The following is a 14,264-nucleotide window of genomic DNA, read 5'->3' as shown; positions in this document are numbered from 1 at the left end:
ATAGCGTTCCAAAGTTTATGCTAGTCATGGGGGAAGTTTGATTTGAGAAGCTGGTAACTTTCATCTTCTTACTTCTCCCGCCTTTTTTCTTAATTCACATTAGGCGTAATTCGTAATTATTGGATCTTTTGGATTTTAGCAACAAGTATGTCGCTTTGAGTAATTCTAGGGAATACTAGGGAGATGTTAATTTCTCCAGTATTCTCCTATGTATCAGTTATTTCAGTATCTACGTAATTGCGTGATATTCACTTTATTGTGCCTAGTTTTAACTTGGTCTTTTCCTGCACAAGCAGCTAACCGCATCAGTTCCCAACTAGAACAGCAAGTCATACAAATTCTTCGAGAACATCCAGACGTAATTATTGATTCTGTCCAAGCTTACCAGCAGCAACAGCAACAGCAAGTCAATCAAATACGCCAAGCATTTCTTCAAGATTTCAAAACTAATCCCCAGGCTGTGATCGGGGATTCTCCTACTACTAGTGCGGCTCAATCAAAAGCGGTAGTAATAGAATTTTCTGACTTTCAATGTCCTTACTGTGCTGAGGCGCATAAAACATTGAAACAATTACTAGCAAAACATCAGGGTGAATTAACTTTAGTTTACAAACATTTACCCTTGATACCCATTCATGATCAAGCAATGCCAGCAGCAAAGGCAGCTTGGGCAGCAAATCAGCAAGGCAAGTTCTGGGAATATCATGATGCTTTATTTACAAATCAAAAGCGACTGGGTGAAGCTTTGTACTTAGAGACTGCAAATAAACTAAATCTTGATTTGGAAAAGTTTAACAGCGATCGCCGTCTTGCGGATAGCGCAATTAGTCAAGATATCCAACTAGCTCAAAAATTGGCTATTTCTGGCACACCCTTCTTCATCATGAATAGTAAAAATTTCTCTGGTGGCTTACAACTATCAGAAATAGAAAGCAAATTGGCTGAGGCTAGTTAACAATAGCTAACCTGAGCGCTAAAAGTCACAACTATACCGAAAAACCCACTTAAGTGGGTTTGATTCTTCATTAGTCAGCGTTCCTTTTCAGTGAAGTTAAAAATTCTTCTTCAAGCTTTCTACTGGGCCTGAACTCTAGCTTGCTTGACCATTGCAATTAACGTGTGATGGGCATCTTCTGCATCTGCCAAAACATGATCGAATTGGATACGCACGGGGAGGGACTCACCATTTACTTGTGCGGTTAAATCCATCCCTTGAGCATCAATTGCCAGCATTTGAGCGGTTGAAGCCTGGGTAACTCCGCCAAAAACCTGAGCATAGAGGACTACGGCATTGGCATGGTCTTCATTCATGTGATTGCAGATGCGTGAGCTAATTTCCGCAGAAAATTGTTCAGACATTGTAAGATGAGGAATCATTAAAATAACTGCCTAAATTTTAGGCTAACCGAGAGAAAATTTGCAGTAGTGCTGTTTTGCCTCTGTAGCAAAGAGCGTATTTCTCCGGAACCATCTACAATAACTTTAAATTCTTCAAGTAGTTTTTACCTATCGTTGCGGAATCCTAACCGATTAAACTGTAGCAAAAGTATTCAGCGAAGTTATTCCAGTTAAGAACCGATGAGCCAAACTAGTCAACGCCGAATAGTTATTGGGGATGTACATGGACACTACGAAGGATTGATGAGTTTGTTGGAGGCGATCGCTCCGGGTGCTGATGACCAAGTTTATTTTCTGGGAGACTTGATTGATCGTGGCCCCCATAGTTCATACGTAATTGATTTAGTTAAAGAAAACAATTATTTGTGTCTGTTGGGAAACCACGAGCAGATGCTATTAAACGTTCTTAGTGGTGATATCACCGTCGCCACTATGCAAGCATGGTTACATAGTGGAGGTCATGCAACGATCGCTAGTTACCAAGATAGAAGCATTCCTGAAGAACATTTAGAGTGGTTGCGGAGTTTGCCCGCATATCTTGATTTGGGTGATGTTTGGTTGACTCATGCTGGTCTTGACCCTAACTTAACTTTGTCAGAACAAACCACCGAGCAATTTTGCTGGATTAGAGAAGATTTCCACTGTATTCCACAACCATACTTCCCTGATAAGCTGGTTATTATTGGTCACACGATTACCTTTACCTTCCCCGGCGTAAATCCTGGTCAATTAGCTCAAGGTCAGGGCTGGCTGGATATAGATACTGGTGCATACCATCCACGTAGTGGTTGGTTAACTGGATTAGACATAACAAATAATTTAATTTACCAAATTAATATTTTTACCAACTGCTTACGTACCTTACCCTTGGAGGAAGGAGTAATTTATGTTGATCCAAAGAAAATAGCGGTTCGCCGTAGCAAGCAGCGAGCTTGAAAACTTCACAATCTTCTCAAGGAAGCAAGTTACGCAGAAAGAGAACTTGGTAGAGAATGAATTCTGCCAAGTTCAAAATGAATAATGAACTACCTCTACTATTGGCGAAGGCAAACTACCAAGTCGGGTCACTAAACAGGTGGATAATTAATTCTTCGCGTCCTGGGGGTACAGCAGTAATACAAGCACGGATGATGTCTCCATCTTCAAGTTCTACTGTGCAAGCATGGCATGAACCCATCAGACAACCGGTGGGAATAAAAACTCCCGCCCGGTCTGCGACATCTAACAGGGCTTCTCCCACTTCAGCATTAATGGTGACATCATCTGGCAAAAATCGGACGCGAACATTCATGAAATACTAGCCTCGCTAGGGCAGAAAGGGTGTTAAGTCTAAATGGTTTTCGACTTCAGTAGCTATATTATCTAACATCTGCTCTCGTTGCTCCCGGTAATTGGCCACACCTGTGGGTAGAGATTTTAAACCGCGCTGTTGACGGAGACGATTTAACCAAGCACGTCGCCAGGGGCCATTGTCAAACAGCCCATGCAGATAACTACCCCAAACAGATTGACAGCTATCCACTAACCCTAAGTTAACATCATCAAATAGGGGTTGGAAGGCTTTGCTATCACCTTGGGGTTCCACTCGCGATCGCCCTTGGTGAATTTCAAAGCCATTGACTGGCAAACCCATCTGTGGGAAGTTTGAGCTAACTTGACGCTGACGGGCAATCTTTTGTCCTGTAATTACGGTTCTAATTGGTAAGAGATTCAAACCTTGATATCTACCAGCTTGTCCTTCTATACCTTCGGGATCAGCGATGATTTGCCCTAGCATTTGGTAGCCGCCGCAAATCCCCAAAACTGTACCCCCAGAAGCGGCGTAGTTCTGGATTGCTTCAGCCATTCCAGTTTTTTGTAGCAATATCAAGTCCGCAATTGTGGTCTTTGTCCCTGGAAGAATTACTGCATCTGGGTGTCCTAAATCTTGTTTTGGACTAATGTATTTGACCGCAACTGTGGGTTCTGATTCTAGGGGGTCAAAGTCGGTAAAATTGGCAATTCGGGGTAAGCGGACGACAGTGATATGAAGATCCGCTTGGGATTTGTGGGTTTTGCGTTCCAGTAGATCAAGAGAATCTTCGGCGGGGAAAACTTCCTGTAAGTAGGGGATAACACCAACAACTGGGATACCGATACGTTCTTCTAACCATTTAATTCCTGGTTCTAGGAGCGATCGCTGTCCCCGGAATTTGTTAATGACTATACCTTTAATTAATTGGCGTTCTTCTGGTTCTAATAATTCTAGTGTCCCGACTACATGGGCAAAAGCACCACCACGGTCAATATCAACTACTAGTAGGGTGGGGGCATTTAAATATTTTGCTACCCGCATATTAGTTAAGTCGCGGTGCTTGAGGTTAATTTCTGCTGGACTACCCGCACCTTCACAAACAACTAAATCAAATTCAGTTCCTAGATGTTGTAGTGATTCTTCAATTGCCCGCCAACCTGGTTCAAAATACTGTTCATAATAGTCAGCAGCATTGACTCTACCTACAGGTCTACCCCTAATGATGACTTGAGAAGTCATATCTCCTTGGGGTTTGAGTAAAATCGGATTCATTTCTACCCAAGGTACAACCCCTGCTGCCCAAGCTTGCACTGCCTGCGCGTAGCCAATTTCTCCCCCATTGGCTGTGACATAAGCATTCAATGCCATATTCTGTCCCTTAAAGGGAGCCACTCGCCAACCACGCCGTGACAAAATGCGACAAATAGCCGTACTTATCAGTGATTTCCCAGCGTGGGATGTTGTCCCCACTACCATTATTGATTTCATAGCCACTTTCAGTTATTCAAAATAAGGGGTGAGATATTTGGGGGATAATATAGCAATTTGCTGCTCAAATGTCAGAACATTTGGCAGCTACAAAAGTAAATTGATTGCGAGTATTTGTCCTCAAGTCTAGAGGATACACCAGCGCCACCGAATGTAATTCAACCCCAACTAACAATCTCACCAATTCAGTTCCGATGAAAATGGTAAAGATTTCATAAACGGGTTGATGTTTCTCCGTATATATTGTTCCCTAGAAATCCCTAATCCTAACTTTTCGGTTGTCATTCTAAAAAGGGAGTCTAAACCAACGAATTACGGTTTTGTATAGGCGATCGCGCCATGAAGGTGCAGGCAAGTTTTTTCCTTGATATTCTTCTATGAGTTGGTATCCCAGGGGAGTCAGGCGGAAACCATCCGTAATCCCTTGTCCATCTACTTCTCGCCGCAATATTCCTACCTGAATTAACCATCCCAACTCGTTATCACAAGCCAATTCTGACAATGAATTTCTGGTATAACCATGCTTAACACCAGATTGGTTAGCGATCGCACCTAATGAAACACTCTGATGACGCATAGTTTCAAATAATACAATATTGAAGGGAGAACAGATGAGCGATCGCCTGGCTCTTTTTACGGTGCTTGGTTGGTAGGAAAAAGCTTTGGGGTTTTGGAAATTAATCGCAGGCATAATTCGTAACTAAGATTGGGTACTGTGTCCTGGGTATTGGACAAGAAGGTAAACTATACCGAATTCCCAGTTTTTTAAGATTGTCATGAAAGTATTGTAAATTATTGTAAAATTTCAAAGTCATCAAAAATCTGAAACAGGAAAGGTTCATTATGCCTCTAGCAGTTGGTACGGATGCACCTGCATTTACCGTCAAAGATACCAACGGTAACACCGTTTCGTTATCTGATTTTGCTGGGAAGACAGTAGTTTTGTATTTTTACCCCAAAGATGATACACCAGGTTGCACAAAACAAGCTTGTAGCTTCCGTGATGCTCAACCTGATTACAAAAACAAGGATGTAGTTGTTTTAGGTGTGAGTGCCGATGATGAAGGCTCTCATCAAGCATTCACCCAGAAATATAATTTGAATTTTCCTTTGCTGGCTGATACTGATAAGAGCTTAATCAAAGCTTACGATGTTGATGGCGGTGGTTATGCCAAGCGTGTCACTTACGTAATTAGCCCCGAAGGTAAAATTGTTCACGTTGATTCCACTGTAAACACAACAACCCATGCTAGTGATCTTTTAACTGCTTTGGGACTGTAAGTTAAATGGTGAGTAGTGAGTGGTGAGATAAAAGTAAGGAATTATGACTTGATTGAACGAGTGCAAAACCCCATTTCCTTGTGGGTGGGTTGCTTGAACCTCTTTCCCTACTCCCTACTCCCTACTCCCTACTCCCCACTCCCTACCATCAGTTGTTACCGGGGATTGTCAACGTTGATGGAGTAGCAGCTGGTTCTGTCGCATTGGGAGGCAAAATAGGAAGTACTTGTCTGTATTGTTGACCACCAGTTACTTTATTTTGCCTTTCTCTAAATGCCTTCGCGGCATCGTCTATTTGTTGACTCTGGCGATTACTGTCAAATGTAGTATTTCCTAAGTTTGCCCGATGGATGAGGTCAAACATATTGAAATTGCCGGAGTCGAAATTCAGGTTATTATTTTGAGCATCACTATTACCACCTGCATCTACTGTGCCGAGTTGAGCCAAGCTAGGCTGTATGGTCAGCAAGGAAGCAAAACTAATTCCTGCTAAACCTATCAAAAGCTTGGTTACGGGTAAAAATAGTTTTTTCATGATTTTTGACTCTAAAATTCCTCTAACACCATTCTGCTTTGATTTTACGCAAGAGTCCGCCGCAGTTGGGGCTGAATACTCAATAATGCAATCAAAGCAAAGCTAAACAATATTAGCAACGCTCCTCCAAAAGTGACATCACCCCAAGGTGCTTGCATCACCACATCACTCAACCCCCAAGTACTGTGGAGATAGAGATAACGAATGGGTTCAATGGCGTAGCTGAGAGGGTTTAGGGTAGCTACAACCTGTAACCACTTGGGCATGAAGGATAAAGGAGCGAGAGCCGTACTGGCAAAAAGCAATGGTAAGTTGGTGACAAAGATTACTGCAATTAATTCAATATGTCCAGGTAAAGCAAAAGCTAAACCGAGAGAGATAGCTGTTACACCTAAAGCCAGCAGGAAGACAATTAAGGCGATCGCTCCTAAGCCTGCTATATCTGGTAAGCCAGCCCCTAGAAATGCCGCAGCGCCTACAATTACGGCTGCTTGCAGTAAACTTTGGCTGACAATAAAGATTGCTGAAGCAAAGACAATGGAAAACCGTGATGCCAGGGGAGCGACTAATAACCGATTCAAAAAGCCGAACTCACGGTCAAACATTATCGGTAAACCTGCATTCAATGCCCCAGCAAATGCAGTAAATACTATTACACCCGCAGCTAAAAATTGTCCGTAATTTGTCGTACTGCCGAATAAGCCTTTTGGAGCATTTTGGAACAAAGCGCCAAATAATACCAACCACATTACAGGCTGAATAATACTAGCTAACAAGGTGGAAGGGCGGCGTTGTAATTGAATAAACAAGCGACGAGTTAAAGCCAACGTTTCCTGCACTAGTTCACCAAAGAAATTATGTGCAGTATCAGCGTAAGCTGGCGGTGATGGGGCTGGTTGCCAATTTATATCAGATTTGGGGGTAACACTCATGTTTGTTAGTTGTCAGTTGTTAGTTGTCAGTTGTCAGTGGAATGATACCTATCTCATATTCTGTTTCTTCTCTGCTTTGGGATCGCGATTGGCTACTGCTGCTAATTCAGCATCTAGTAGAGTACGTCCGGTGGCGGCGAGGTAGACATCATCGAGGCTAGGACGAGATTGGGCGATACCAAAAATTGGTAAACTGGCGTTATTTAGTGCTTGCTGGATAGTAATTAAGGCATCATTTTGTGGTGTTACTACCAAGTTCAGGGAATTACCTTGAGCGTTGTTAATGATGACTTCCTTGACAAAGGGTAATCCTTGTAGTAGAGATTTAGCTTGTTCTGCTTCTTCTGTGGGGGAGAACTCGCGGATTCGTAAAGTAATGCGATCGCCTCCGAGTCTATCTTTCAATTCTGAGGGTGTACCAACGGCAATCACCACACCACGATCGATGATAGCAACGCGATCGGCTAGCGCGTCAATCTCTTCTAAATAGTGGCTAGTAATGACAACAGTCGTTCCCGATGCTCGTAGGTTTCGCAAGAATTCCCACACCACGAAACGGCTTTCAATATCAAGCCCTACAGTTGGTTCATCCAACACTAATACATCTGGTGCATGAAGTAAGCCAGCCGCCAAATCTAGGCGTTTACGTAACCCACCAGAATAGGTTCCTGTTTTTTTATTGGCGTACTCCTGTAAACCGAGTAAATCTAAAACTGTCTCAATTCGCTGTTTGGCTACTGCTTTGGGGAGGTGATAAAGTGCTGCTTGTAATTGCAACAGTTCTTTTCCAGTTAACACTTTATCTAAGGCGACTTCTTGAGCAACATAGCCTAGCCGTTGTCTAGCTACTCTGGGGTTATCCAACACAGAAATTCCAGATACCTCGATTTTGCCAGCATCTGGAGTGGTGAGGGTACACAAAGCACGTAGAGTAGTGGTTTTACCTGCACCGTTGGGGCCGAGTAAACCAAAGATTTCCCCTGGTTCTACCTGGAAAGAAACATCTTTGACGGCTTCAACAGTACCGTAACGCTTTTGCAGATTTTGAATTAAAACGGCGGGAGCCATGACAGCTAAACCCTAACTATACAATTCGCAACAATATCTATATATATTGTAGTTGAGTGGGGTTAGGTCAGGCGATCGCCTAGCTACAGATCCTCTATATTATGTATTGGCTGGGGATAGGGGGATATTTATCAAGCGATCGCTTACTACCTTGACTCAGTAACTGTATTTATAATTATTCTCCGTAGCTATTACCAGTAACTTTACCTCGGAAAACAATGTATTGGTAGAGATTATAAAACAGCATTACTGGAATGAGAAAGCCGATAAAAATAATCATGATTACCAGGGAACTAGGGTCTGCCGCCGCCTCATAAATAGTAATCTGGGGTGGAATAATATAAGGAAAAACAATCAAACCTAAGCCAATAAACGACAGTACAAACAAAAGTATTGTCCAAACAAAAGGTGCGCGTTCTTCTTGGCGATTGAGACTCTGTAATAGTTGCCAAATTAACCACACACCCAACACAGGAATGACGGCAAAGATATAGACTAAAGGCTGTTGAAACAACTTTGTTCTAGCACTTTCATAAATTATCGGTGTGGTAACTGTAATAAAAATTGCCCCGATTAAAGTTGTCCAAGCTGCTAGTTTCGCTGTTTTATAGTGAGTTGCTTGCAATTCTCCTGTAGTTTTCCACACAAGATAAGTTGAACCAATCAATACATATCCTTGAATTAAGGTTAACGCTACCAACACCGAAGGTAAACTGAACCAGTCCCAGGTACTACCAATAAAATGTCCCGTCTCATCAACTTTAATTCCTTTGAGTACAGCACCTAATGCAAATCCTTGACCAAGTGCAGCCGTAAAACTACCTGCTCCAAAAGCAAAATTCCACAAAACTTTGCGTCTAGATAATTCCCGAAACTCAAAGGCTACACCACGAAAAATAAACCCAAATATCATCACGAAAATTGGGATATACAAAGCATTTAAAATTGTGCCGTAAGCCAAGGGAAACGCGCCGAACAAGCCGCCACCCATGAGAACGAGCCAAGTTTCGTTAGCATCCCAAATATTACTCAAGCTAGTCATCAAAATTCCTCGCCGTTTCTCATCGGAGGAAGTGAGAGAGAGAATCCCCACCCCCAAATCAAAACCATCTAGCATGACGTAGAGGAAAAGAAAGAATGCGAGAATCACAAACCAGACTTGGGGAAGAAAATATTGGAGTGTCTCCATATAGTTTTATAAGTGTTAAATGTATTACTGAGAAAGCGGGTATATTGACTAAACCCAACTGGAGGATTGATTTTTCTTAAGTTAACGTATATATTGCTTCCCATCTTTTGCCGCTAAAGTGTGTACTTACCAATGCGGTTTGATATCTTTACCATGTCTACCCAACCAATAATCGAAAGCATATACACTGATGGAGCTTGTACTGGTAATCCCGGCCCTGGGGGTTGGGGTGTTGTCGTCTATTTTAGTGATGGTTCAATTCACGAAATGGGTGATGCCGCCAGTCATACGACCAATAATAAGATGGAAATGCAAGCTGCGATCGCTGCTTTACAATTCCTACACGACTCTGGGCAAACTGAACCGATTACCCTCTATACAGATAGTGAATACTTAATTAACTGTGTTACCAAGTGGGTAAAAGGTTGGAAAAAAAAAGGCTGGAAAAAAGCCGATGGGAACCCAGTTCAGAATCAAGACCTTTTAGAAACTTTGGATGAGCTTAATAGCCGCAAGGTCAATTGGCACCATGTTCGCGGTCATTCTGGTAACATAGGTAACGAACGTTGTGATGTGATTGCTCGCTGTTTTGCAACTGGTAGAATCCCGTCTTTACAACAATTATCTACTCGTAATGCTCACAAATCTTTACCTGATATCAGCAAAATAAGTGTAGCAAAAGTACCTGATTATGTTACAACCTCTACAATAGTTCACAAAACGACACAAGAAATCAGTACTTCTGCGTCAAACATCAACATTATGGAACCATCTACCGCACACGCTGCGGCTACAATCGAAGAAAAACCGTCAGAAAAACGGGTTGAACAACTCCGTAACCTCGTAGAAACTCTGCGGATTGCAGATGAAATTGCGGCAAAAGGCTATCTAATCACTAGTTCTGAGTTGGCAGACTTAATGGATGTCCATGCCAGCGCTGTCACTAGTCGGGGAGACCAATGGCGCTGGCGCAACTGGATTGTTTCACGGGTACGCCGTGAAGGTAATCAAATTCTCTGGGAATTAGAACGGGGCGATCGCGTTGGAGGTGAAGATGAGTGAGTAGGGAGTGGAGAGTGGGGTAAAATCCCTACTTATGACTGTAAGTTCTCCCTCGCCATTCCTTGGGAGTGCGGAAAGCAGATAAGAAGATTCGCAGCACGGCTAGAGGATCAGCTAAGGGTGAAAGCCAAAATAGCCAGCCACCTTTAGCACTTTTACGATCATAAGAAGGAGCGATCGCCAACAGCATAGCAAAGCGAATCACAAGTAAAAATAAATTTAATCCCCATAAAAGCTTTAAGGGCAGCAAGACGGGAGGTAGAAAACCAAACAGCAAATAGCCCAAGACAATCAGTAGAGGCAAACCCTGAACAGATGAGAGTAACCATAAATCTCCCCAAATTTGAGAGCGGGGAGAAGCATCTTTAAGGTCAAGACTGCGCCCCCATTCCTTCCAAGTCTCTAACGCTCCCTCATACATTCTCACTTTCAACACCTTAGCCCCGTCTAAAAAGCCCACCTTATACCCTTGGGCTGCAATATGACGTGCCAAGGTGACATCATCACAAAAAGAACTACTAGCGCTACTGTAACCACCCACAGCAGCTAATACAGAGCGACGGCACAAAAAACATTGTCCATTGGCCATAACCCGTTCTGGTTGGTCTGTAGTAATGCCTGCGGGGTCAAATCGGTAAAGAAGAGTCATCAGCAAGGCAGGTTGCAGCAAACATTCACCGGGATACTGGAGGATGAACTGGGGTGAAAGGGTCACTAAGTCGTATCCTTGCGCCTGGGCTATTTTCACTAAACTAGCTACTAAACCAGGATGGGGCTGAGTGTCAGCATCCATGCCTAAAAACCACTGGCTATCTTCGGAACTATACAAAAAGCCGTTATGCAATGCCCAAGGTCTTCCCACCCAATTGGAGGGTAAAGGGTCATCATTGATGAGGCGGAAGCGGGGGTCTTTCTGCTGTGCGGCTTTTACTAAGTCGGGAGTCCCATCTTGGGATTTGCTATCTACCACAATCACTTCCCGAACTTCGTAACTCTGCTGACTCAACCCTGCTAACAAAGGACTGATACGCAGGGCTTCGTTCAGTGTGGGAACTACAACGCTCACATTACCCAAAAGCTCTGGTGTTGGCTGTTGCGGTTGAATGGGGGGTAGTCGTCTTGGCCCCTTAAATAAACGAGACAGCAGAATTGCTGTTGCTGGCACTTGGATAAGTAGTAACAGAAGCGCCAAAGCACTTGCTGCTGTCAAAGCGTTGTCCACGATAAAAATACTTTGCAACTGGGAATCGCTACTATAAAAAGAATGTTTTTGATGTTGAACTGGGTATTAAGGAGTTATGAGGGCTGAGTTATGAGTGCTGAGTGAGATTACTCACTCGGAACTCATTACTCAGTACTGGGTTTTATTCCCCAGTCCCTAATTCACAACTTTAATGCTGGCTATGGAGACTTTATTTGCAGCTTGTTCTACGCTGATTTGGTCTGATGCAGATGAGCCTTTCCACCACAGGGCTAACGCTGGGGCTACACCTAGCAGTATGCCCAGCAATACAGGAATAGAAAACCCTGCTGCCAAGCTCATGACGGTAGCGAAACCAAAGTTGCCTAAATAAACTGCTAAAGGTACATTAAGCTGCGATCGCTCAAATTTTATCGGATTATTTCTCCACAACACAGCAGCCACTGTCATGAATACTGCACCTGTACCCAACCAACCAGCAAAGTTTTGATAGGGCATTCCAAAGAAGGGGCCTGGCTGTTGCCAATACCAGAAGGGTAAGGAAGTTTGACTCATGGCAGGGTCAAGTACAAAATCCCAAGAGGTGAGCAGCAATGAACCCAAACCAATAGAGCCGATGTGACGTAACAAAGTAGGTTTTTTATCTACTTCTAAGCCAGCACGTCCTAACAGGTATGAGGAACATCCTACATAAAACCAGGACAAGGGAATTGTAAACGGTACTAAGCCAGCAATTTTATAGCCCAAGCCACTTAAATAACTGTAGTGACCAAAAGGAAAGCCTGTGCTGGTTCCTAGCAATTCACTGGTTAAGGAGATCAATACCGCAGGTAGCATAAAACCCAAAGTACGACCCAAACCCAATGTCCGTAAGGCATATAAAAATACAGCTGCTGCACCCAGAATCATGTAAACTACACCACCACCAGCCATACTCCATTGCATGGCTGTTTGTCCCATCTCCGATAGATGGAAAAGCACTTCTGCATTAGGTACAACTAGTAGTATCCCTACCAATCCAAACACCATTGAGACGATATGACCAATGAGGCATACGCGCTCCGCGATAACAAGTTGTTTCATGATCATTCCTTGAACACGATGTGATATGTGGCTACTCGGCTGCTAACAGTTTACAAATGTTTACTTAAATATTTAACTAGTTTTTACCGTAATTCTCTGCAAAAGTTGTTTAAAGTTTTGTCAGAGCTTGACAACCTATTGATTGCGCCTAGAAAAAATAGGATGATAAACTTATAGTCTAAGCGATCGCAGTCAAAATCTATCCAGGTAAGTTAGGTTTTTTGCTGGATTAAGTTGGGTGTGTTTCTGGTTGTATTTTAAAATGCAACAACGATCACAAAATTTGCCAAACTTAAAAAAACCTTGAATCCTACCAAACAATTCTTGCAGAATAACTAGCTGTACCAACCCATGTCAATTGTGAATAGACTTCCCTGGCTAGCCCTAGTTTTATTACTGTTGAGCTACAGTAGTTTGGGTTGGATGTTATCTGATATACAAGCCCCTTGGTTTGCCTGGATTATTCTTGTGTTAACTATATTTCTTTTGGTAGGAAGCATCACCGCTCCTTACTCAAAGATTGCTAATTACTCCAATGTTTTACTTGCTTCCAGCCTTAGGAGTTTTTTAGTTGCTGTAACGGGCGCATTCCTATTTTTTCTCATGATTGCTTGGTTTCGTGTATTTCTTGATACACTACTCATTATTTCTGCCGCTCTTTTAACCCGAATTGACTTCCAATCTACTGGTTTTACAGAATGGCAAGCTTTTATCGTTACATTTATTGTTTCAATTATAGGTGTACTATTAGGTGCATTTATAAATATGTTATTGACTCAAAAATTAATTTTATAAAAAAAGCAGTTTGTAGTAAGGACGTAAGTCCTCACTACAATAACTACTTAGCTAGCTACTGCTTCTGCGGCAGCTACTGGGTAAACGCTAACTTTTTTGCGGGATTTACCTTTTCTTTCAAAGGTAACTAAACCATCAACCAAGGCAAACAAAGTATCATCTTTACCGATACCAACATTGTTGCCAGGATGAAACTTTGTTCCACGTTGACGTACAAGAATGTTTCCTGCAATGACTGCTTCTCCACCGAAGCGCTTGACACCCAAACGTTGGGCATTAGAATCACGACCGTTGCGTGTACTACCTGTTCCCTTCTTGTGAGCCATAATTTCCTTTTTATTTTTTTATTGCGGATTTACTATTATTCAGCAGCTTCTGTCTCTGGGGTAGCCTCAGGAGTTTCAGCAGTTGCGGTCACTTCTGCTGTCAACACTGTGCCGTTAAATGTGATCGAATCAATTAAAAGTCTAGTGATTTCCTGGCGATGCCCCCGTTTTTTGCGGGTTTTCTTTTTCGGCTTCATTTTATAAACCAGGACTTTGCGACCTCTCAGGTGCCGCAACACTGTTCCTTCTACTGTTGCCCCAGCTACTAAAGGCTGACCAATGGTGACTTCACCGTTGTTCTGTACTAGTAATACAGCATCTATTGTAACTTTTTCATCTGGTTCGACTGCGAGGAGTTCAATATCGTAAAAACGACCTGGCTCAACTCGTACTTGCTTGCCACCAGTCTCAATAATCGCGTAGGCCATGAAATTAATTGTCCTTGAGGTTGCCGTACAGGTAGCTGGTTTTGATTTACCAGCTTTTGCAGTATGTCTACCTGATCCGAGCAGGTAATTAGACAGACAATCTAAAATTTTACTTGATTAGCAGTTATGGAGTCAAGTTATTATTTATAGTTTCTGAGGGTGAGACTGGAAAATTTAGAAATAC

The 14,264-nt window shown here is 42.7% G+C and carries 17 protein-coding genes; 5 read left to right on the top strand and 12 right to left on the bottom strand.

Annotation, left to right across the window (positions count from 1 at the left end):
- Positions 1-208: 208 nt before the first annotated feature.
- On the top strand, positions 209-955 hold the full coding sequence (locus H6G18_RS15305) for a DsbA family protein (RefSeq protein WP_190407953.1): 747 nt from the start codon (positions 209-211) through the stop codon (positions 953-955).
- 119 nt (positions 956-1,074) lie between these two features.
- On the opposite strand, the gene H6G18_RS15300 is transcribed toward H6G18_RS15305, so the two are convergent.
- Positions 1,075-1,359 (bottom strand): DUF2470 domain-containing protein, encoded by a 285-nt coding sequence (locus H6G18_RS15300; RefSeq protein ID WP_190407959.1) that lies wholly within the window; start codon positions 1,357-1,359, stop codon positions 1,075-1,077.
- Positions 1,360-1,578: 219 nt separating this feature from the next.
- Between H6G18_RS15300 and H6G18_RS15295 the strand changes: the two genes are divergently transcribed.
- Positions 1,579-2,334, top strand: coding sequence for a metallophosphoesterase family protein (locus tag H6G18_RS15295; protein WP_190407952.1), 756 nt, complete (start codon positions 1,579-1,581; stop codon positions 2,332-2,334).
- 115 nt (positions 2,335-2,449) lie between these two features.
- Here H6G18_RS15295 and H6G18_RS15290 read toward each other — a convergent pair whose 3' ends face one another.
- The 3 genes from H6G18_RS15290 to H6G18_RS15280 form a co-directional block, all read right to left on the bottom strand.
- Positions 2,450-2,689 (bottom strand): 2Fe-2S iron-sulfur cluster-binding protein, encoded by a 240-nt coding sequence (locus H6G18_RS15290; RefSeq protein ID WP_190407951.1) that lies wholly within the window; start codon positions 2,687-2,689, stop codon positions 2,450-2,452.
- 15 nt (positions 2,690-2,704) lie between these two features.
- Positions 2,705-4,180, bottom strand: coding sequence for a cobyric acid synthase CobQ (cobQ, locus tag H6G18_RS15285; protein ID WP_190407958.1), 1,476 nt, complete (start codon positions 4,178-4,180; stop codon positions 2,705-2,707).
- A gap of 286 nt (positions 4,181-4,466) precedes the next feature.
- Positions 4,467-4,871 carry an Npun_F0494 family protein gene (locus H6G18_RS15280; RefSeq protein WP_190407950.1) on the bottom strand — a complete coding sequence of 135 codons (405 nt, stop codon included), beginning with the start codon at positions 4,869-4,871 and terminating at the stop codon, positions 4,467-4,469.
- A gap of 152 nt (positions 4,872-5,023) precedes the next feature.
- Here H6G18_RS15280 and H6G18_RS15275 point away from each other — a divergent pair, with 152 nt between their 5' ends.
- Positions 5,024-5,461 carry a peroxiredoxin gene (locus H6G18_RS15275; protein ID WP_190407949.1) on the top strand — a complete coding sequence of 146 codons (438 nt, stop codon included), beginning with the start codon at positions 5,024-5,026 and terminating at the stop codon, positions 5,459-5,461.
- Between the two features lie 148 nt (positions 5,462-5,609).
- Here H6G18_RS15275 and H6G18_RS15270 read toward each other — a convergent pair whose 3' ends face one another.
- The 4 genes from H6G18_RS15270 to H6G18_RS15255 all read right to left on the bottom strand — a co-directional run bounded on the left by H6G18_RS15270 (position 5,610) and on the right by H6G18_RS15255 (position 9,185).
- Positions 5,610-5,996, bottom strand: coding sequence for a hypothetical protein (locus H6G18_RS15270; protein WP_190407948.1), 387 nt, complete (start codon positions 5,994-5,996; stop codon positions 5,610-5,612).
- A gap of 44 nt (positions 5,997-6,040) precedes the next feature.
- Complete coding sequence (locus tag H6G18_RS15265; protein WP_190407947.1) at positions 6,041-6,928, bottom strand: ABC transporter permease; 888 nt, start codon at positions 6,926-6,928, stop codon at positions 6,041-6,043.
- Between the two features lie 48 nt (positions 6,929-6,976).
- Entirely contained in the window at positions 6,977-7,996 is a 1,020-nt protein-coding gene (locus H6G18_RS15260) for an ABC transporter ATP-binding protein (protein ID WP_190407946.1), read from the bottom strand.
- Between the two features lie 175 nt (positions 7,997-8,171).
- Positions 8,172-9,185, bottom strand: a complete 1,014-nt coding sequence (locus tag H6G18_RS15255; protein WP_190407945.1) for a cytochrome d ubiquinol oxidase subunit II — start codon at positions 9,183-9,185, stop codon at positions 8,172-8,174.
- Positions 9,186-9,338: 153 nt separating this feature from the next.
- On the opposite strand from H6G18_RS15255, the gene rnhA reads away from it, so the two are divergent.
- Positions 9,339-10,247: a ribonuclease HI gene (gene rnhA, locus H6G18_RS15250; RefSeq protein ID WP_190407957.1), complete on the top strand. Its 909-nt coding sequence runs from the start codon at positions 9,339-9,341 to the stop codon at positions 10,245-10,247.
- A gap of 28 nt (positions 10,248-10,275) precedes the next feature.
- Here the strand turns inward: rnhA and cruG are convergent, their stop codons facing one another.
- Positions 10,276-11,469, bottom strand: coding sequence for a 2'-O-glycosyltransferase CruG (gene cruG / locus H6G18_RS15245; RefSeq protein ID WP_190407944.1), 1,194 nt, complete (start codon positions 11,467-11,469; stop codon positions 10,276-10,278).
- Positions 11,470-11,625: 156 nt separating this feature from the next.
- On the bottom strand, positions 11,626-12,531 hold the full coding sequence (gene cruF, locus H6G18_RS15240) for a gamma-carotene 1'-hydroxylase CruF (RefSeq protein WP_190407943.1): 906 nt from the start codon (positions 12,529-12,531) through the stop codon (positions 11,626-11,628).
- Between the two features lie 351 nt (positions 12,532-12,882).
- Here cruF and H6G18_RS15235 point away from each other — a divergent pair, with 351 nt between their 5' ends.
- Positions 12,883-13,326, top strand: a complete 444-nt coding sequence (locus H6G18_RS15235) for a hypothetical protein (protein ID WP_190407942.1) — start codon at positions 12,883-12,885, stop codon at positions 13,324-13,326.
- Positions 13,327-13,373: 47 nt separating this feature from the next.
- Here the strand turns inward: H6G18_RS15235 and rpmA are convergent, their stop codons facing one another.
- Both rpmA and rplU read right to left on the bottom strand, forming a co-directional pair.
- Positions 13,374-13,652, bottom strand: a complete 279-nt coding sequence (rpmA, locus tag H6G18_RS15230) for a 50S ribosomal protein L27 (RefSeq protein ID WP_190407941.1) — start codon at positions 13,650-13,652, stop codon at positions 13,374-13,376.
- Positions 13,653-13,687: 35 nt separating this feature from the next.
- Positions 13,688-14,080: a 50S ribosomal protein L21 gene (rplU, locus tag H6G18_RS15225; RefSeq protein ID WP_190407940.1), complete on the bottom strand. Its 393-nt coding sequence runs from the start codon at positions 14,078-14,080 to the stop codon at positions 13,688-13,690.
- Positions 14,081-14,264 lie beyond the last annotated feature (184 nt).

It is taken from the genome of Anabaena subtropica FACHB-260 (assembly GCF_014697105.1).
Classification (GTDB): Bacteria; Cyanobacteriota; Cyanobacteriia; order Cyanobacteriales; family Nostocaceae; genus Trichormus; species Trichormus subtropicus.
The sequence above is the reverse complement of the archived record's forward strand: the minus strand, read 5'-3'. Positions and strand labels throughout refer to the sequence as shown.